Genomic DNA, 18,964 nt, shown 5'->3' with positions numbered 1-18,964 from the left:
TTGGTATCATGTCATTAATGGTCTTCGCCGTGACCGGCAATTCTATCCATCCAGGCGAATAATACGCCGGTGACGATAAAGGTCAGGTGTATACCCACCAGCCAGGCCATTTGTTCGGTACTGAAACTGGCGGTGCCAGAACTTTGGTGCACAAAGGCTTTCAGCAGATCAATGGCAGAAATCGCGACAATGGAGCCGATCAGTTTCAGTTTCAGGCCGGAGTAGTCCACTTTTCCCATCCATTCGGGACGGTCTTCGCTATCTGCCGTATCAATGCGCGATACAAAGTTTTCATAACCACTGAAGATCACCATAATCAGCAGGTTGCCGACCAGGGTAATGTCCACCAGTGCCAGCAGCGATAACACGGTTTCCTGTTCGGTCAGCGTCGCCAGGTGCGCAGCGATATGTATAAATTCCTGCACAAATTTGACCAGCAGGATCACCAGGCCGCCCACCAGGCCGAGATACATCGGTGCCATCAGCCAGCGGCTTTTGAAAATCCAGCCTTCTAATAATCTTTCCAAATAACGTGCCATATTTACTCCATTTCTAATACATCGGTGACTACTTCATTATCCAATAAGTGATTTTTCGGGGTAAAGTGCAAGGCGCTCGAACACAGAAACCGGACAACTCACGCAGTGTTGCGACGAAGGCTAACTCGCGCAGCGATGTTAAACGTAGTGGCCGAAGTCAATGTTCAAGTCATACATGAGAATTTCCTGAGTTCGGAAATTGGTTCGCGCAACGCCGCAATTTACCCGTTAAATCACTTACTGTTAAAACTGGGTGAGCATATCACGCACGGCTTGTTCGTCGATACCTTTGCCGATAATTACAATCCGGCTAATTGGCTCGTCCTCATCCCAGCCTTCCAGTAAGGTCGGTGGATAAGGTGTAAAGTGCACGGCATGGATCGCCAGTGGCGCAGGCGCGTCTTCTACGTGCAGAATGCCTTTCAGACGCAATAACTGTTCGCCGTGTTTCTGGCACAGTTTGAGAATCACGCTTTTAAAATCAGACCACACCATAGGCTTGGGCAGGTAAACGGTAAACGTCGTCACATCGTCATGCGCAGGCGCTTGCGGAATCGTGCCTTTTTTACCCATGCTGAAGCCGCTGGCAGGCGCGCGCAACCAGCGCTGCGGGTTGGCTTGTTTATTGGCAAAATCAAACAGGCCGACATCGACAATATCCATCGGGTCGATTTCACCATGTGACACAAACTGCTGTGTGGCATTCGGGTTAATCGCGCTGAGTTTTTCCTGCAAAGCGCTGATCTGCTCAGGCGTTGCTGTGTCAGCCTTGGTAATCAGCAATACATCTGCTACCGCCGCCTGTTTCAACGCTTCCTTTTGTGATGCGATCTGCTGCAAGCCGTAAGCCGCATCAACCGTCACCACTACGGCGTCTAATCTGTAAACCGATTCAATCACCGGTTCATTCATCAGGTTGGCCAGAATCGGGCCAGGGTCCGCCATGCCCGTGGTTTCAATCACCAGGCGGTTGAATTGTGGTACGGCCTCCAGGCTGCGTTTGAAAAACAAATCGCGCATGGTATCGGCCAGCTCGTTTTTGAGTGAACAGCACAAACAGCCAGAACTCAACAACACCGTGTTATCGGCAATATGCTCGCTCTCGATGGTTTGCGAAATCTGGCTATTGGCAAAAATTTGGTCCAAACCTGCTTCGCCGAGCTCATTAATGATCACGGCGGTGTCTTTCATCGCGGGGTTATGCAGAAGCTTGTTGAGTAGGGTGGTTTTGCCGCTGCCCAAAAAGCCTGTAAGCAGCGTGACGGGGATACGTTTATCCATATTAATTCTTTAACGACTGTAATCAGGAGGAGAGGGAAATTATTAATTGCCTATATGACATGGATTTAGCAAGTACAGCATCTGGCACTTGGGTTCTTCCAGCAAGTTTACTTTCCAAAATGGTCGCAGTTCTAGCCTCATCATGCGCAGTACTCACCAGTTTAAAATCTGTAGATACATTTTTTGCAGCATCTAGTAATTTTGATAAATAAACTCCACCATTCGAGGTGTCATAAGATACTTGTCCAATGGAACAAGAATAAAGGCTAGCAAGCTGTTCATCTGCTTGCATAATTCTACTATCAAATTTTTGCCTATAAGTATTTACAGACTCCGCGAATCTAACGGTCATTGAGTCCATTGCTGCTTTAACCGTTGATTCTGGAATAATTGATCTACAACAGTCATAAATATTTAATTGTCTTTTAGATATATTAGCCAATTCATTCTCTTGGATAGTCTCACCGTTACCGTTTATTTCCAAAACGGTTCTTCGTTGATAACCACCATGCCCGCTAAAAAGTACAATGGTGTAGTCATTCGATTGTCTTTTTAATTCATCTACTTTACGTAACAGACTTACTTTGGACTCATTTGCTAATATTTGTATTTCCGAATCAAACCAGGCACCTCCAAGATTGCTTTTTAAGAACGCAGAAAATTTTGTAATATCAACCTTGACCCCTTCAAGCCCATTAGTGTTGGCTATCAATAAAGCCTTTCTTTTCATTATTTAGCTCCTTTTAAGTAACCTTCAATTAAATCAACAAATTCCTTATCATAAGTATCAACATTCTCAAAAGCCTCTGTAGGATCACGCCAGTACTTGCAATGAATTCTAGCCCACTGCTTTATAGCTATGTGTTGTTCAACTTTATTTGAGTCATACTTGTAAAAAGCACAAATCCTAGACATGAAGTTAAAAACAAGGGTGCAATAAACCTCATACCTTAAAGCCTTCTCGTCATTTTGATCGTAACGACTTGACCAGGCATTGGTAAAACTTTTGCATTCAAGATAAGGATATTGGATAGCAATTTTAAGTATCCCGTCTAATTGATCATCAATTGCTTTTTTTGAGTTCCTACTAGCAATCAACAAAGCTACAGCTGCCGAAGTTATTGCTGAAACTATAGTTGCTATTGCTGCTGTTGTAATTGTGACGTCCATAACCATTATTCTTCTCCCTATTTTATTGCTTTTGTTTATCTCTTTAAGTCTACAATTATTGGCAGATTCGACTTAATAGCTTTTCCAGTCACCACTGCATGATATTGTTTGAGCCTTGGCAAAGTCTTTACAAGCTCTTTACCGATATGATTTCCTACAAAAGTAAAGCTTGTATCATCAAACGCTTTAAAACAAATAACTGTATTACATTGGGTTAGTATAGTTTTTGAAACGTTTGCTGTTCTCTGAGTAATGATCATAAATCCAACCCCATACTTTCTACCTTGCAGAGCGATTTGGCTTATTGTGTTAACCAAACTTTGAGATGTCTTGTCTGAACTGCCAGCAAAATTCCATTCTGGTATTACTGTATGTGCCTCTTCAATAGCTACACAGATTCTCACAGGATTACCAGCAAGTAGTCGCTCCTTGGCAACTTCAAAAACAACCTTGAAAAAATATTTAGTGTAATCAAGAATGCCTGTAGTGTTACTAACATCCGGTAATTCAAATACTTTTATAGTGGATGTCTGATCATCCAAAAATGCATCAATTTCAGTTTTGATTAGAGTTTTAATGTTTTCTTGTCGTGATGCTATTTGCGGTTTATCTTGCTGATTAGCAAATTTATCTAATTCGTTATTTATCCAATCAATGTGAGTAGCAATTTGAGTTGCCGTTGCCGCATTAATAATTGGTAAAGGTGCTGGATTTAATGTTGTTACAAACTCGTTATTGAAATCAATACAAATTACTTTAGTGTCTGTTTGAAGCTGATTAATAATCTCTCGGGCCAAAAATGATTTTCCTGAGCCTGTTACACCAATTAATGCCATATGATGACTAACCGCATCATGCAAGTTGATAACCGATGGTAGGTTGGTGCCAGGAATAACACCTAATTGATATTCAGGATAAGCATATTGATTAATTGCGAAATTTTGCTCTGCTAAAAATATTGGAGTATTAATATTTGGCACCCAGCCATATTTAATAAAGCTTAATTGGTTTGCTTGCCACTCACCCAATTGAATAGCTTCTCCACAAGTGAAACCACTTTCATTCTTAGACTCTAAATTTTCAATTGCTGTTATACCTTCGACTACTTGGTAAAATATGCTTTTACTTCCAACAGCAACTACTAATAGCTGCCCCTCTTCCAAATTTTCATTTTGCTTTGAATATTCAAACCGTATATTTTCTATATTTGAGCCTTCAACAACCACTCCCACAAACTTATCAATATTTAAATCAGCATGTGGATTATGCTGGGTACTGACTTTGTAAATAATATTGGGATTTAGGTCAGCATTTTGTTGAATGTCATTTTTAAGCTTTAAGACTTTTATCCACTTTTCATTATTAAGAAAATAGGTATCAAAAATAAACCCAATAGAAACAGTATGATCATCTTGAGTTGAATATTGAAACTCAACAATATCGAATTTATTAACGTTAGTTTTATCTCTAAAGACTTTTGCTAAAAGCACCTGCTTTGATTGGATGCTGAACACTTCGCCTATTGCGTTCGTGGACAATTTCTTGCCTGTTAAACTGAATGTATTAGTAAGCGACTTAGGGTTTATCAGCAAAATGCCACACCAGAAAAAGAATAAAGTTATTGTGTAGTCATTCTGAATTGAATAGTAACTAAGCAAAGATGCAATGAATACTAAGGAATATAAAACCTTTCCCTGGCCAAAGAGCACAACTGAATTTTTCAAAAAAACAGAGAGACGATTTTGCACATGATTTTCGCTCTTCGTTTCGTCATTTATTACTAGGGATATTAGTGCAGCTACTAATAGCGTGATAACCACTCCAAATGAAATCCACCAAATCTTAGTATCCGCAAATATATCTTTAATTGGAATAAGTGTGAGTGCTAAGGGGATTGTGTTCGTGATTACATTTTTTGGGGAAGAGTAATATGGATCAATGAATAGTATTGAAAATACCATCATAAACAACCCTGAGTAGAACCAGAGGTTCTTTGTATCTGGGCTAGGTAATAAAGACTGCGTAAAGTAATAGTTCAAAAACATTAATATCGCAAAAAACAACCCAAAGACTACAAATCTATTTTTTAGCATCAGAGTATTCCTTTTAGTGTATTTTTCTCGTAAGTTCGGAACAATGAGTAATGTTTCTATTTTTCTAATTGATAGTAAGTTTAACTAAACTATTTTAATTAATTTTTGCTATTTAGGTTTAAACGTATTAACTCTAAATTGCTATTTACGAAGCGATGTGTTCATAGAGAATATATGACCCAATCGCAATCAGCACTAAACCACCAACTATTTCTGAACGCTTTCCAAACATTAACCCTAATACCCGCCCAAGCATCACACCAATCGTCACCATGGTAAATGTGGCAAAGCCTATGGCTGCGGCGGTGATGAATATATTCACATCCATAAATGCCAGGCTAACGCCAACGGCCATGGCATCTATGCTGGTGGCGATTGCGGTGAGAGCGAGGATATAGAAGGAATGCTTGGTGGGTTTTTCTTCTTCGGGTTCTGCCGGTTGAAAGCCTTCGTAAATCATATGCAGGGCAAGGGCGAGCAGGAGGGTGAAGGCGATCCAGTGATCCCAATCGGTAATGTATTTTGCGGCGAAGGTTTTGATAGTGAATGTGGCGATGGCCCAGCCGATTAAAGGCGTGATGGCTTCGATAACGCCAAAGATTAATCCGGTGCGTAGTGCTTCTGATAGCTTGGGATTTTTGAGTGCTGCGCCTTTGCTGATAGCTGCGGCAAAGGCGTCGGTGGACATGGCTAGCGCGATAAGCGCAATGGAGGTGCTGGTAAGGGTCATTGAGTTATGTTTTCTAGTCGGGACGAAATTAATAGATAGCAGCACGCCCGACTTTTGTCGCACTGATATCCATTAGTCTCGCCAACCGAAAACGGCCGCCTGCACCACGACTTGCGTCGATTATGTTGATACAGGCGCTTTGCTTGGTATGCAAAGCTGGCTACTCCCCAAAGGAGGCGGCATTATAACTGATTTTTTAATGGCTTGAGGGGAAGCGTTTTCTAATTTTATGGAGGAAACATTGAGAGAAAATCCTCACGATGGTCGCAGTAGGGAATCAGTGTGAAGATGATTTGGATAATGCCTGAAGGATTAAAATTCTTAGTAATATTTCACCTGCCGCAAGCTATGGCTTCATGCAGAGGTTTACTCCTTAATGGGTATCAGTAGTAGTCCACAATAGCGGTATCCAATCTCGATTAGAAATACTTTCAAGTTTCTCCGTGCTGAATTTAAGCTACGAAATTCTGACGCCGCATTCAGTCATGTTCGGATAACTTCAACTCGTGATAGTCCTTAATCTGGCACCACACATTGCTTCAGTACTTCAAAACCAACTTCAGGGGATTCGGTGCAATGTGACGATGACCTGAAATTGAAGGAGATTGTATTATGGCTTCAAGTCAAAACAGTATGCGTGGTGGTACCAGTGAACAGCATGCGAAAGCAGGCAGCCAAAGCCACAAAAACCAGGGCAGCAACCAAAGTGCTTCCCATACTCGCGGGGGTACCAGCGAGCAGCATGCCAAAGCTGGCAGTCAGAGTCACAAAAACGGTTAGTTGATGACAATGACAAACCCGGCGAGTTATCTCGTCGGGTTTATTGCTGCATGGGTATTCGAGTGATGTTTCTTGACCAGGTAAATCGTGCCATCAATGTGCAGCCGAAGGTTTATGCGTGACGCTCTTACGTTTTGCAGCCACCTTGCCGGCAGGTGATGCTGCACTGGTTTTAGGTGATTTGTACCTGTTGACCATGGCCGCATCAATGGCGTGAATGACTTGCTGGATATAGGCGCTGTCTTCGCTGGTGATGACTTGTTTCTCTCCCGCCCCGGTAGTCATGACCACTGCATATTTAAGCTTTGCGGTCAGCCCTGACACAATGGCAAAAATACTTAAAATACCGCCGACGGCAAACAGGGTGCCTTCTTCCAGTAATAATATCAGGCCTACGGTCAGGCACAGGAAAGATAACCATCGTTTGGGCTCAATTTCCCTGAAACTCACTGAAGTAATGGTCGCCACAGGATAGGTCTGACCTTTTACCACCACGCTATCCCTGGTCACCCTGACGCCGACCTGATCAAAGAATATTTTTTCATCCATCACCTGACTCCTCTAAACATTTAAAAGATTACGTGGCGAAGAATGAATAAGGCACCGCCCAATAGGGCATCACGCCTGTTACGCGCTACGTAAAACGCATGTTACCGAAAGCATATTGCAATTTCATGCACATAGAAAAGCTGAAAGCAACTTCAGGCCACGATAAAGATTGAGGGGCCTCACACGGTTACAAAGAGGAAGAGTTTCAAACCGGATTACAAAATAGCAAAATTCACTATACGCTGGTTTGCAAAAGACAGTCATTTATTTACATACGTAAACAGCTGCTTGTGGTGCTTAGGAGGGAGACAGGTTTTCCTGGGTTTTTTGCGGATGCAGTACCTGCATCATTTCTTTGCGGTTTTTGCGCGTACGCTTGTCTATATACATGCGTTTGTCAGCGATACGCAGTAACTCTGCGGTGTCTTTTGCTTCATGCGTAAATACCACGCCTATGCTGGCACCTACGCCGGTAAAGCCTTCTTTTTCCAACTGCAGGTGGGTGTATTCCAACTGGTGCTGGCACCATTCGACATTGTCCTCATGGCACAGAATGGCAAATTCGTCCCCGCCCAGACGATAGAGCTGGCCATGATGCAGCAGCTTACCGGCCAGGGTCCGGCTGAACAGTTTGAGTAAATGGTCCCCGGTTTCATGGCCGAAATGGTCGTTGATGTATTTCAGGTTATCCATATCCAGGAAAATCAGGCTGTGATGGGGCGGCAGCTGTAGCAGCTTGTTTTCCAGCGCATGCCGGTTGGGAATGCCGGTCAGCCTGTCGGTCAGGGCAAGGGAGCGGGTATTCTGCAACTCAATCAGCATCACTTCTTTTTCATGATACAAACGGCTGGTCTTGTGTGCCATGAGCAGGGACAGCAGGATGGTTTCAATGCTGACAGCCAGCAAACCGACTTGTTCTGTCGTAAGAGGATACAGCCACAATTGTTCAGTATGGATGGCAACCCAGCCAAACAGGAGGCATACCGTGATGGCCAGCAGGTACAAGCACGCAATCTGCTGTTTCTTCCAGCCAAGGCGAACACCGCATATCAGGCCGAAACAGAGAGAAATGGCGACGCCGTACCGTGACATTTCCAGCATCCAGCTGGGGAAAATCATGCCCAGTACCAGTGCTGCGAGCAGGATGCCACCGGTAAAGAGCGAGAGCTGGTAAAGGTTGGGTCTGCCAGCTTGTGTAATGCCAAGCAAGTGGCAGATAAAACTGATATAGGCCAGGTTGGCAATCAGCAAGGGCGCGCCGGTCAGGTAAAACCAGTACTGGTCAAAAAACTGGTTGAAGACACCAAGCGCGGTAGCATGGAAAATCAGGTTGCCCAGAATAAACAGGGCATACATGCGTTCGGCCATATGGCCTTTGACCATACCGATAGCTGCAAAGTAGATAAACAGCCCGAGCAATACCCCCAGCATCAGTACGCCAATGGCAGTGCTGAAGTGGGTGCGTTTCTGGTAGCGCTTCAGGTCAGTCACATATACTTCGGGATGTGCCAGGTAATAGGGGGATTGCAGCCAGGTGATCAGCCTATAGGTGCCTGGTTGCAGGCTGACAACACGCCCATGACGGAGCATAAAAGGATTATGCTCCGGGCTGTTGAGCCCGCCTTTGATCACAATACGGTTGTCATGACTGTCTACCAGCTCGTGCTGGAAGCGGGCAATGGTGGATGTGTTCTTGAAGTCAATCACATACTGATTGGCATGGGTGATATTGAGCACGCTCTGGCAGACGAATTTACCACCCTGCAAGGGAATGCTGGCAATGGCTGTGCCCTGGCTGTTGATACAAGTCGCGCCCAGCAACATTGGTGCTGCCGTCGATAGCAATGGCAGCAGGTAAAACCACAGGGTCAGGAGTAGCCGGAGCGGATAGTGCTTAAATCCCATTTTTCAGTCAATGCGGCAAATTAACGAAGCAGTGTACCGAAAAGTTCCCGGCAGATGGCTTGCCAACTCAATTAAGAAAGGCAAAGAATTACTAACGAAAGTCTGGTGGATGCATTGAAAACCCCGCTGTGAAAGCGGGGTCGGGTGAGAAAGTAATTATTTATTGGCAGTGCTGTCTTTAATGGCTTCGACCGTCTCTTCTGCGTGGGCTTCAGCCGCAGCGGCGGCTTCTTTCGCGGCTTTCACTGCATCTTCAGCCGTGCTTTTGGCTTCACTTACCGCTTGCTCGGTCTGTGTTTGTGCGGCTGCCTGATCCGCGGAAGACTCCTTGTCACCGCAGCCTGCCAGCAAAGTGGCGCTGAAAGCGGTGATCAGTAACAGGCGTAACAGTTTGCTCATAGCGGTTCCTTTATTATTCGTCATGTGGAAGAAGGCGATTACGCCGGAATGCGTAATACCTGACCCGGATAGATCTTGTCAGGATGATTCAGCATGGGCCGGTTGGCTTCAAAGATTTTCATGTAACTGTTGGCATTGCCATACATGTCCTTGGCAATCTTGGATAAGGTATCGCCTTTCACCACGGTATAGAACCTGGCTTCCGGCTCTTGGCTGGGCACATACAGCTGGTCTTGCACACCCTCCACGCCGGCGACATTGCCGCAGCACAGCAGGATTTTTTCCTTGATTTCCTGTGTGTCTACGTTGCCTTGTACGATGACGGTACCGCTGGCGCCATCAAACTTGACGTCGTAGCCTGCGGTTGGCAAGTTGTTTTTGGCGATGTAGTCCTGGATGGCTTTGGCCGCCGCTGCATTGGCCGCTTCTACATTGACCGGAGTAGGGGCTTTGCTGGCAGCTTCCTGTGCCGCTTTGGTTTCCCCGCTTCCAAACAGTTTCTCGCCTGCTTCTTTGATAAAAGAAAATAAACTCATTGCAATGCCTCCTGATTTGTTATTGTGAAGGAGCCTTTATCATAGCAAATACCCATGGGTGCTACTAGCGCCAGGCAGTGATGAGAATATGATTCAGGGCGATGACTGTAACTGGCTGGCGATCTGTTCGCTGAGTAAATCCAGGTTGGTACCCAGGGCGCGCACCAGCGCCGGGTACCCGTTTTCACTGAGCGGGGTGCTGAACTTGAAAGCGTGCTGCTGCAATGTTCGCTGCTGGGGGGAAACCAGCCGCCACTGGCCGCTTAACACGGCATAGCCTTGCATTTGCCCGTGGAACTGGTCTATGGTGAGGGACAGGGAAGGCGAGGTAGCAGCACCGGGCAATGGGTCAGTCACCGAGAGGTTAGGCAAGCGACTGCCCAGGCGGGCACGCAGTCCGCGACGTAATTCCTGTGATAGCGTATCCACCCAGAGATGGTCGCGTGCCGGGTGCAAGGTGACATCATCGGTCTGTACCACGATACGGTCTGTGTCCAGGTAATCCGCCAGTTGAATCCGGTTGAGCACCAGCGTTTGTGTTTGCGCCGGTGCCCTCGCCGCTACTGTTTGCTGCACAGCCGCTTCCGGCAGCGCATAACGTTGGGTATTGACGGGCGGGTTGGATTTGAAACATGCGCCCAGGCTGAATGCCAGCAACAGCAGAAGGCCGGATCGAAAACATTTCTTTGGGGTCATCATTAGCATTCCTTACGGTTTGGCTGGCGCCAGCGGCTCGGGATCATTACCGGGCTTGCGGTCAAACAGGATGGCGTTGGGCTGTTCATTTAAGGTGCGCACCAATGGCTGGATGTCACGCAGCGCTTTGTCCAGGCGCTGCAAGGTGCCGGTGAGTTCCTGATAGGCGGGGGATTCCGGTGACAGTCCATCGAGCGTTTTACGCAGCGCCTGCATGGTCTGGTTAAGGTTGGCCGGCATCTGTTGCAAGTCAGGCTGGCTGAGTAACTGGTTGACCTGGCGGCTCAGTGTACGGATTTCCTGCATGGTTTGCTCGGATTGCTGCAGGTTTTTATCCAGCCCGGAAAGCACCGGTTCTACATTCAGGCGATTCAGTTTATCCAGCAGGTCTGTCAGTTTCTGCTCGATTTGGGCCAGGCCGGTGGCGCTGGTCGGCAATACCGGTATGCCTTCAAAACGTTGTCGACGATAGGTCGTATGCGCTTTCTGTTCCATATTCAGGTCGACGAAGACCGAGCCGGTGAGCAGGTTGCCCGACTTCAACGTGGCGTGTAACCCGCGCTGCAGCATACGATCAATCCTGGCTTTCCATTCCTCCAGGTCGGCCTGGCCATTCTCGGCCAGGCGGCCTGGCTCCAGGTGAATCAGTACGGGAATCGCATAACGGAAGTCTTTTTTGCGTTCCGGTGAGTTGAATTTCCACGGTACGCTGATGACTGTCCCTATACGCAGCCCCCTGAATTCTACCGGCGCGCCTTTGGATAAGCCGCGCACCGTATCATTGACCAGTAATACATATTCCAGGTGCTGGTTATAAGTTTGCTGGCGGGCGGCCTCTTCATTGGTATACAGTTCAAACGTGGTTTCGGAGGCGACCGGTTTGCCCATAGGCAGGTCATCGGCATGACCAAAGCTGACGCCACCGGCAATCAGTGACTCCACGGTCGGAATATTAGCTTTGAAGCCATCGGCGTCCAGCCTGACATCAATGCCGACGGCAGTCCAGAAGCGGGAGTTTTCGGTAACCAGCACATCATAAGGATGTTCAATAAATACCTCATGTTGCATCTGGCGCTGTTTTGGATCAAACACTGCACTGACTACACGCCCGACCCGCATGCCCTGGTAGGTGACCGGGTCGCCGACCCGCAGCGCATTGCCGACTTTCCCAATCAGGTTGACATGAACGCCCTGGGCGCCATTTGGCGAGATAGGCGGCTGGTCCAGTACGGTGAACTGGTCGGTTTCTTCGATACTTTTACCTGGCTGCAACTGGATATAGGCACCGGAAATCACCGTGTTCAGGCCGCTGATGCCCTCCAGGCCAATACGCGGTTTCACGACCCATAGCTGGGTATCCTTGACCAGCATGGGCTGGGCTTTCGGCGTAATACGGGCAATGACCTGGATATGCGTGAGGTCTTTGGACAAGGTGACTTGTTCGACCAGGCCGATATCCACGCTATGCACCTTGATTTTGGTTTTGCCGGCTTCAATACCCTCAGCATTGGTCATGGACAAGGTGATTTGCTTGCCTGCCTTGGTGTAATTGTCATAGACCAGCCATACACCGATCAGCAAGGCGACGATAGGGACAATCCATATCGGCGACAGCCTGGTTTGTTTGCCGACTTTGGCCAGCAAATGATGATTGTTTGAGTCAGTCATGTGTGTTTCCTTGGGTATCCCAGAGCAGGCGCGGGTCAAGCGCCATCGCAGCCAGCATGGTGGTAATCACGACTGCACAGAAAGCGAGTGCGGCCGGGCCGGGTAGTACCGACATCAGGTTGCCGGATTGTATCAATGCCACCATGATGGCAACGACAAAAACATCGACCATGGACCAGCGGCCAATCAACTCGGTCAGGTGGTAAAGCCTGGTTTTCTGCTGTGCATTTAATGGCCCCGGATGTTTGACCAGCCAGGAAAGCAGGATCAATATCAGCATTTTAATAATCGGTACCAGTACGCTGGCCACAAAAATAACCACGGCAATTGGCTCGGAGCCATGCTGCCATAACTCCAGCATGCCGCCAATAATGGTGGAAGCGTGAGTCTGGCCCAGCGAGGTCGTAATCATCATCGGATAGGCGTTGGCAGGAATATATAGAATCACCGCCGTGAAAAGCAGTGCCCAGGTAAACTCCAGGCTGTTGGGTTTGCGCATATGCAGTTTACTGCCACAACGTTTGCAAACAGCGGCCGCACCGGCAATCGTTGGGAGTGTATTGACCAATCCGCACGTCGTACAACCGGTGACATGCTGTGCAGCGGCGCTGATGCCACAACGAATACGGGTATCGGCAGCTGGCTCGCCGGCCAGCCGCAGCCACAGCCAGTCGATATCCACCGAGCGGGTAGTCATCAGTAACAGGGCCGCAAACACGCAATAGGCCCAGAATGAGACACCGAGTTGTACTTCACCGATTTCGGTCAGCTTTACCAGGCTCACCAGCGCGGCGATGATAAACACATCGGCCATCATCCAGGGGTGCAGGTGCGAGAACAGGCGGGCGATGACATCACTGTAGGCGCGTGGGACGGTGCGCAGGACATTGGCCTGCATGATCATCACTCCTATCAGGTATAAGGCAGGCAGGATAATGGCAGTGCAACTGACGATAAGCGCCACCATGGGTTGCTGGACATCGACCAGGGTCACAGCAGTTTGCGGCAGTTCAATTTGCGTATCTAGCCCATTGGTATCCATACTGATAAACGGGAAAGCGATGGCAATCAGTAAACTGAGCAATGCACTGGTCGCCAGGGCAATGCTGCGCTGGACCGGGTGCAAGTGCCGCCTTGCCAGCACGTGCCCACACTGCGGGCAGCTGGCATGCTCGCCCGGCCGCAGCACGGGAATGGCGCTGACCATGTCGCAGGCACTGCAGGCACGCAAACGCCGCCATTTTATTTTTTGCCGGGTAGTCGTCATACGGCTGGATGGATCTGTTAAGAGGTCATTTAACTGTTAATCGCATGGTAAACGGATTGGATTTGAACAGGCAAGTAAAACGCATCGTGCAAGTAATATGCATCGTATAAGATACATTAGGTGCGGCTAACTGCTGAATCCAACCGTATTCATGATTAATTTGATCAGCAGGCTGACGACGGCCAGGCTGGTTATGCTTGCGGCCCATATCAGTACCAGCCAGCCCAGCTTTTTCCCAAAACTACTCTTTTCGTTGGTGGCTGTCATTTAATGATAAGCCTCATCGGGGTTCACTTTGCCGCGGAAAACATAATAGGCCCACCCGGTATAAATCAGGATGACCGGAATGATGACCAGGGCGCCTATCAGGGCGAATATCTGGCTTTGTTGCGGGGCGGCGGCGGCCTGGATGGAAATGTCGGGCGGGATGATATTGGGCCAGATACTGATACCCAGGCCCATATAACCCAGCAATATCAGGCAGAGCGTATAAATAAAAGGCGTGGTTTCCGATTTTGCCTGTAGCGACTTCTGTAGCCGGTAAAAAACAATGGCTACCAGTAACGGCACCGGTGATAACCATAGGAAATTGGGCATGCTGAACCAGCGTTCGGCAATGCGGCTATCCATCAATGGTGTCCAGATACTGATCACGATAATAATGGTGAACAGGCACACTGAAATGCGCTGTGAAAGCTTGTAGCAACAAGACTGCAACTCACCGTCTGTTTTCATGATCAGCCAGGTGCAGCCCAATAGGGCATAGGTCACCAGCAAGCCTAGGCCGGTAAAAACGGAGAATGGCGAAATCCAGTCCAGCGGACCGCCTGCATATACCTGATTGACCACTTTGATTCCCTGCAAATAAGCACCCAAGGTCATGCCCTGGAAGAATGTCGCTGCGATGGAACCGCATAAAAAGGCCTTATCCCAGAAATGGCGTTCCGTATCATGTGCCCTGAACCTGAACTCAAAGGCCACACCCCTGAAAATCAGGGCCATCAGCATAAACAGCAAGGGCAGCGAGAGGGCGCTCAGAATCACGGAATAGGCGAGCGGAAAAGCGGCCAGTAACCCGGCGCCCCCCAGGACCAGCCAGGTTTCGTTGCCGTCCCAGATCGGGGCGACAGTATTCATCATCAGGTCCCGGTCGCCTTTCTCTTTAAAAAATGCATAGAGGATACCTATGCCTAAATCAAAGCCATCCATGATGATATACATCATGATGCCAAACAGAATAATGACTGCCCAGACCAGAGATAAGTCCATTTAGTGATCCTTTGGTGCGTTTTTGCCCGTTGATGTGGATGTTGTGGGCGGTGATGGCTGGGGATCCGGATGAAATTCAGGGGCAACCATAAACTCATCCAGCTCGGTGCGGTTGATGGAGATCGCGTCGCCTTGCAGCGCTTCACCGGTTTTCGGCCCACCATTGACCAGTCGCAAGACATATACGGTACCCATGCCGAATAGCGCGAAATAAATCACGACAAACAAGGCCAGTGTCAGTCCGACTTCGCCGGCGGTATGCGGTGTCACGGCATCGACAGTACGGAGTAAACCATACACTACCCAGGGCTGGCGGCCGATCTCTGTGGTAAACCAGCCTGCCAGGATGGCAATCAGGCCGGCCGGCCCCATGAGGATGCAGAATTTCTGGAAAGTGCTGTTCTGGTACAGGGTGCCTTTCCAGCGCAACCAGGCTGATGTCACTGCCAGTAGAATCATCAGCATGCCCAGCCCGACCATCACGCGGAAACTCCAGAAAATAATGGTGGCATTGGGTCGGTCCCGGGCCGGGAAGTCTTTCAGGGCAGGAATTTGCTCTGTAAGGGAATGACGCAGGATCAGGCTGCCTAGCACAGGAATTTCCACGGCAAAGAGGTTTTTCTCCTGTGCCATGTCCGGCCAGGCAAGTAGCACCAGTGGCGTGGCTTCCTCTCCCTTGTTTTCCCAATGGGCTTCTATCGCGGCGATCTTGGCCGGCTGGTGCTTGAGCGTATTCAAGCCATGCATATCACCGATCACCACTTGCAGCGGGGCGAGCAGCAGGATCAGCCATAAGCCCATAGAGAGCATTTTTCGTACGGCAGGATTATTCTTACCATGCAGTAATTGCCAGCCACCGGCTGCCACGACGAACAAGGCCGTAGCGAGATAGGCAGCAATCACCATGTGTATCAGCCGATAAGGGAAGGAAGGGTTGAAAATGATCTTGAACCAGTCCAGCGGAATGACCTTACCGTCGACCAGTTCAAATCCCTGCGGGGTCTGCATCCAGCTGTTGGAGGCCAGTATCCACGTAGCGGAAACCAGCGTACCCAGCGCAACCATCACGGTTGAGGTGAAGTGCAGCTCTGGGCCGACCTTGTTCCAGCCAAACAGCATCACGCCCAGGAAGCCAGCTTCAAGAAAGAAAGCCGTTAGCACCTCATAGGCCAGTAAAGGGCCGGTCACGCTGCCGGCCACACTGGAAAAACCGGCCCAGTTGGTGCCGAACTGATAGGCCATGACCAGGCCGGAAACCACGCCCATCCCAAAACACAAGGAAAAGATTTTGACCCAGAAATGGTAAAGATCCAGATAGACGGTATTTCTGCTTTTGAGCCAGCTGGCTTCCAGTACAGCCAGGTAGCTGGCCAGGCCGATGGTAATTGCCGGGAAAATAATATGAAAAGAAATCGTGAATCCAAACTGGAATCTGGCCAACGTCAATGCTAAATCAGACATTCTTATCCTTTGAAGAGCGTAAACCGGCGAGGACACACTGCCACTTTGGATGGCCCCTTGAGTATCATATTAGAAATAGGGGAGATATTGCAAAGTTGGTCGCAAATCTGCTACGACTGTCTCGGGTTTATTACATTGAGTTCATTTGGTAAAGATAGTTGCATGCGCGGAGGTTTTCAGGCGATTATTTGATTTGACCCTGGCTGCAGGAAAGCAAAAAGCCTTGCAAAAATGCAAGGCTTTTTTTATTTGGCTCCTCAACCTGGGCTCGAACCAGGGACCTACGGATTAACAGTCCGGCGCTCTACCGACTGAGCTATTGAGGAATCGGTAGTTCGTGTGAAGGCGCTATATTACTGAGACCTCGCCCCTTGGTCAACCACTTTTTGCGAATTTCTTTATATTTCTTGAGAGGCACTTTAAATCGTTGTTTCTGGTCTGGACTGTGTGGAAAAGTCAAGGGATTTGCATGGGGGAACCGTGCTCAATTTACCCGAATGGGTCAATTCTTTCCCCCGGAAAGATCATTTATAATGAACGCCTACAGGAGAAGAGTATGCGTACAGTTTTAGGAAAAGTGACAGGCCTGACCGGTATGGCAGAAATTGTGGATGCACATGGCCAGCATGTATTGCTCAAGGCTGGCGACAGTTTGCATGATGGTGACCAGTTGGTGATCGCCACCGGCTCCCGGCTTGCCATACAGACCCCTGATGGCGAGATGATGCAGTTTGCCGAGCAACAAACCATCCGGCTGTCAGACGTGTTACTTGCTTCTTCCGGCATGATGGATATGAGTGAGCAGGCCGTCAATCCGGCTGTTGTTCAGCATGTGCTGGCGACATTGCAACTGGATGATGTTGTGGAGTTGTCACCACCGCTGGCTTCCATACTGCAAGAGGATCCGGCCGCATTTGTTTCCATTATGCATCCTTCAGTGTCGGAGTCTTTGTGGTCGGGAAACGGCCAGGAAGAGGCGTTGAATATCCATGATGTGCTGGTATCTTCAGATAGCCAGACCATTTTGCCATCACAGGGCATGTCTGTCGGGGAAGTTGCAGACCTGCTGACACAAACATCTGCGTCAGTGGATATTGGCTTGCCACAGAGCCCGTTAAAAGACTTCCTGAATGAATAGTTTAAATTCGGTTGAAAATAAAAAAGCGCCTGGTGGCGCTTTTTTATTGGGCGGTGATTTTTAAGCCAGCGCTTTTTCGATACGGTCTAATGCTTCGCGCAGGTTTTCCATGCTGGTGGCAAACGAAATACGGAAATAACCTTCAGCACCAAAGGCAGAACCAGGCACAACGGCGACATTATGTTCTTCCAGTAAATATTCAGCGAATGCCATGTCCGTGGTTTCCCTGATTTTGCCGGTTTTATGCAAATTGGCAATCGCCTGGCGCGCATCCGGGAAAGCATAGAATGCGCCACCCGCCATCAGGCAACTCAAGCCAGGCATGGCATTGAAGCGGTTGACCACATATTCGTGGCGCTCACGGAACGCGGTCACCATCGGTTTGATACAGTCCTGCGAGCCACTCAGGGCCGCTTCTGCTGCATATTGGGAGATGGATGTCGGGTTGCTGGTGGACTGGCTTTGCAGGATTTCCATCGCCTTGATGATATAGGCCGGGCCAGCCGCATAACCAATACGCCAGCCGGTCATGGAGTAGGCTTTGGACACGCCGTTCAACACAATGCAGCGATCTTTCAGGCCGGGTGTTGCATTCAGGATGTTGTGGAAAGGCTGGCCACTCAGGTTGACGTGCTCATACATGTCGTCAGTGGCGATCAGTACATGCGGATGTTTGAGCAATACTTCGCCCAGCGCTTTCAATTCTTGCAGGGAGTAGACCGCGCCGGTCGGGTTGGAAGGGGAGTTAAACATGACCAGTTTGGTTTTCGGGGTAATGGCCGCTTCCAGTTGCGCTGGCAGTAATTTAAAGCCCTGTTCAATGCCACATTCCAATACTACTGGCTTGGCTTCTGCCACCAGCGCGATATCGGCATAGCTGACCCAGTAAGGCGCGGGGATAATCACTTCATCCCCCGCGTTTAATACCGCCAGGCACAAGTTAAAAATGGTTTGCTTGCCACCTACACCGACAATTACTTCATTTACTGCATAGTCAAAACCATTCTCGTTTTTGAATTTGTTGACGATGGCCTTTTTCAGCGCCGGGATGCCGCTGACCGGTGTGTATTTGGTGTAACCCGCATCGATCGCGGCTTTCGCTGCATCTTTAATATGCTGTGGCGTATCAAAATCTGGTTCCCCCGCCGCCAGGCCAATAATAGGGCGACCTTCGGCTTTATATCTGGCTGCTTTGGCAGTAATCGCTAAAGTAGGGGATTCTTTGATGGATAAAACACGCGCAGATAGCACGCTGGCGGCAGGTTTGCTCAAGATGGCTTCCTTGTTGATCGTAGTGACACAAACAGGCCAGAACGAAAGGCCTGCAAAAAATGAAAACAAAATATTTTACGCAAAAACCAGTTGGCGTGGAAGCCGGTGCGCAGGGTTTTTAATCCCTGTTTAAATCATTGTTTCCGGTAGCCTTTTTATCCTGGGGAGAATGAGGGGAAGTCGATGCCGGCAACGGTTCAGTTTGGCGGTG

At 48.5% G+C, this 18,964-nt stretch carries 19 protein-coding genes, 1 tRNA gene and 1 riboswitch; of the genes, 2 read left to right on the top strand and 18 right to left on the bottom strand.

All coding sequences use genetic code 11. From position 1 onward, the window contains the following. Positions 1 to 14: 14 nt before the first annotated feature. The 6 genes from BLP53_RS05055 to mntP form a co-directional block, all read right to left on the bottom strand. A complete protein-coding gene (locus BLP53_RS05055) occupies positions 15 to 539 on the bottom strand; it encodes a TIGR00645 family protein (protein WP_091471005.1) in 525 nt (174 codons plus the stop codon). A gap of 243 nt (positions 540 to 782) precedes the next feature. Beyond that, positions 783 to 1,820, bottom strand: coding sequence for a CobW family GTP-binding protein (locus BLP53_RS05050; RefSeq protein ID WP_091471003.1), 1,038 nt, complete (start codon positions 1,818 to 1,820; stop codon positions 783 to 785). A 22-nt stretch (positions 1,821 to 1,842) separates the two neighbouring features. Further along, positions 1,843 to 2,550 carry a caspase family protein gene (locus BLP53_RS05045; protein ID WP_091471001.1) on the bottom strand — a complete coding sequence of 236 codons (708 nt, stop codon included), beginning with the start codon at positions 2,548 to 2,550 and terminating at the stop codon, positions 1,843 to 1,845. After that, entirely contained in the window at positions 2,550 to 2,996 is a 447-nt protein-coding gene (locus tag BLP53_RS05040; protein WP_091470998.1) for a hypothetical protein, read from the bottom strand. The genes BLP53_RS05045 and BLP53_RS05040 overlap by 1 nt, the downstream gene beginning before the upstream one ends. Positions 2,997 to 3,025: 29 nt before the next feature. Continuing rightward, positions 3,026 to 5,083 carry an ATP-binding protein gene (locus tag BLP53_RS05035; protein WP_091470996.1) on the bottom strand — a complete coding sequence of 686 codons (2,058 nt, stop codon included), beginning with the start codon at positions 5,081 to 5,083 and terminating at the stop codon, positions 3,026 to 3,028. Positions 5,084 to 5,228: 145 nt separating this feature from the next. Next, positions 5,229 to 5,813 (bottom strand): manganese efflux pump MntP, encoded by a 585-nt coding sequence (mntP, locus tag BLP53_RS05030; RefSeq protein WP_091470994.1) that lies wholly within the window; start codon positions 5,811 to 5,813, stop codon positions 5,229 to 5,231. Between the two features lie 12 nt (positions 5,814 to 5,825). Beyond that, positions 5,826 to 5,990, bottom strand: a riboswitch (yybP-ykoY riboswitch). Between the two features lie 435 nt (positions 5,991 to 6,425). Here mntP and BLP53_RS13625 point away from each other — a divergent pair. Further along, positions 6,426 to 6,593 carry a hypothetical protein gene (locus BLP53_RS13625; RefSeq protein WP_176755218.1) on the top strand — a complete coding sequence of 56 codons (168 nt, stop codon included), beginning with the start codon at positions 6,426 to 6,428 and terminating at the stop codon, positions 6,591 to 6,593. A 93-nt stretch (positions 6,594 to 6,686) separates the two neighbouring features. Here the strand turns inward: BLP53_RS13625 and BLP53_RS05025 are convergent, their stop codons facing one another. The 11 genes from BLP53_RS05025 to BLP53_RS04975 form a co-directional block, all read right to left on the bottom strand. Beyond that, positions 6,687 to 7,142: a DUF6232 family protein gene (locus BLP53_RS05025; protein ID WP_091470992.1), complete on the bottom strand. Its 456-nt coding sequence runs from the start codon at positions 7,140 to 7,142 to the stop codon at positions 6,687 to 6,689. Between the two features lie 297 nt (positions 7,143 to 7,439). Then, on the bottom strand, positions 7,440 to 9,047 hold the full coding sequence (locus BLP53_RS05020; RefSeq protein ID WP_091470990.1) for a GGDEF domain-containing protein: 1,608 nt from the start codon (positions 9,045 to 9,047) through the stop codon (positions 7,440 to 7,442). Positions 9,048 to 9,203: 156 nt separating this feature from the next. Next, complete coding sequence (locus BLP53_RS05015; RefSeq protein ID WP_091470988.1) at positions 9,204 to 9,446, bottom strand: hypothetical protein; 243 nt, start codon at positions 9,444 to 9,446, stop codon at positions 9,204 to 9,206. Between the two features lie 38 nt (positions 9,447 to 9,484). Further along, positions 9,485 to 9,982: a peptidoglycan-binding protein LysM gene (gene lysM / locus BLP53_RS05010; RefSeq protein ID WP_091470987.1), complete on the bottom strand. Its 498-nt coding sequence runs from the start codon at positions 9,980 to 9,982 to the stop codon at positions 9,485 to 9,487. Between the two features lie 93 nt (positions 9,983 to 10,075). Then, entirely contained in the window at positions 10,076 to 10,681 is a 606-nt protein-coding gene (locus BLP53_RS05005; RefSeq protein WP_091470985.1) for a PqiC family protein, read from the bottom strand. 9 nt (positions 10,682 to 10,690) lie between these two features. Continuing rightward, positions 10,691 to 12,346 (bottom strand): intermembrane transport protein PqiB, encoded by a 1,656-nt coding sequence (gene pqiB, locus BLP53_RS05000; protein WP_091470983.1) that lies wholly within the window; start codon positions 12,344 to 12,346, stop codon positions 10,691 to 10,693. Beyond that, complete coding sequence (locus BLP53_RS04995; RefSeq protein ID WP_245652640.1) at positions 12,339 to 13,577, bottom strand: paraquat-inducible protein A; 1,239 nt, start codon at positions 13,575 to 13,577, stop codon at positions 12,339 to 12,341. The genes pqiB and BLP53_RS04995 overlap by 8 nt, the downstream gene beginning before the upstream one ends. Before the next feature lie 162 nt (positions 13,578 to 13,739). Then, complete coding sequence (locus BLP53_RS04990; RefSeq protein ID WP_091470980.1) at positions 13,740 to 13,880, bottom strand: DUF2474 domain-containing protein; 141 nt, start codon at positions 13,878 to 13,880, stop codon at positions 13,740 to 13,742. Next, positions 13,881 to 14,882, bottom strand: a complete 1,002-nt coding sequence (gene cydB, locus BLP53_RS04985) for a cytochrome d ubiquinol oxidase subunit II (protein WP_091470978.1) — start codon at positions 14,880 to 14,882, stop codon at positions 13,881 to 13,883. Then, positions 14,883 to 16,343 carry a cytochrome ubiquinol oxidase subunit I gene (locus BLP53_RS04980; protein WP_091470976.1) on the bottom strand — a complete coding sequence of 487 codons (1,461 nt, stop codon included), beginning with the start codon at positions 16,341 to 16,343 and terminating at the stop codon, positions 14,883 to 14,885. Positions 16,344 to 16,593: 250 nt separating this feature from the next. Then, positions 16,594 to 16,669, bottom strand: a tRNA-Asn gene (locus BLP53_RS04975). Between the two features lie 230 nt (positions 16,670 to 16,899). Here BLP53_RS04975 and BLP53_RS04970 point away from each other — a divergent pair. Continuing rightward, positions 16,900 to 17,481: a FecR family protein gene (locus tag BLP53_RS04970; RefSeq protein WP_091470975.1), complete on the top strand. Its 582-nt coding sequence runs from the start codon at positions 16,900 to 16,902 to the stop codon at positions 17,479 to 17,481. 60 nt (positions 17,482 to 17,541) lie between these two features. Here BLP53_RS04970 and BLP53_RS04965 read toward each other — a convergent pair whose 3' ends face one another. Further along, positions 17,542 to 18,753, bottom strand: a complete 1,212-nt coding sequence (locus BLP53_RS04965; protein ID WP_091470973.1) for a pyridoxal phosphate-dependent aminotransferase — start codon at positions 18,751 to 18,753, stop codon at positions 17,542 to 17,544. Between the last annotated feature and the right edge of the window lie 211 nt (positions 18,754 to 18,964).

This window comes from Methylophilus rhizosphaerae (assembly GCF_900100975.1).
Taxonomy (GTDB): domain Bacteria; phylum Pseudomonadota; class Gammaproteobacteria; order Burkholderiales; family Methylophilaceae; genus Methylophilus; species Methylophilus rhizosphaerae.
Note: the sequence above shows the minus strand (reverse complement) of the source record. Positions and strands in the feature narration are given on the sequence as shown.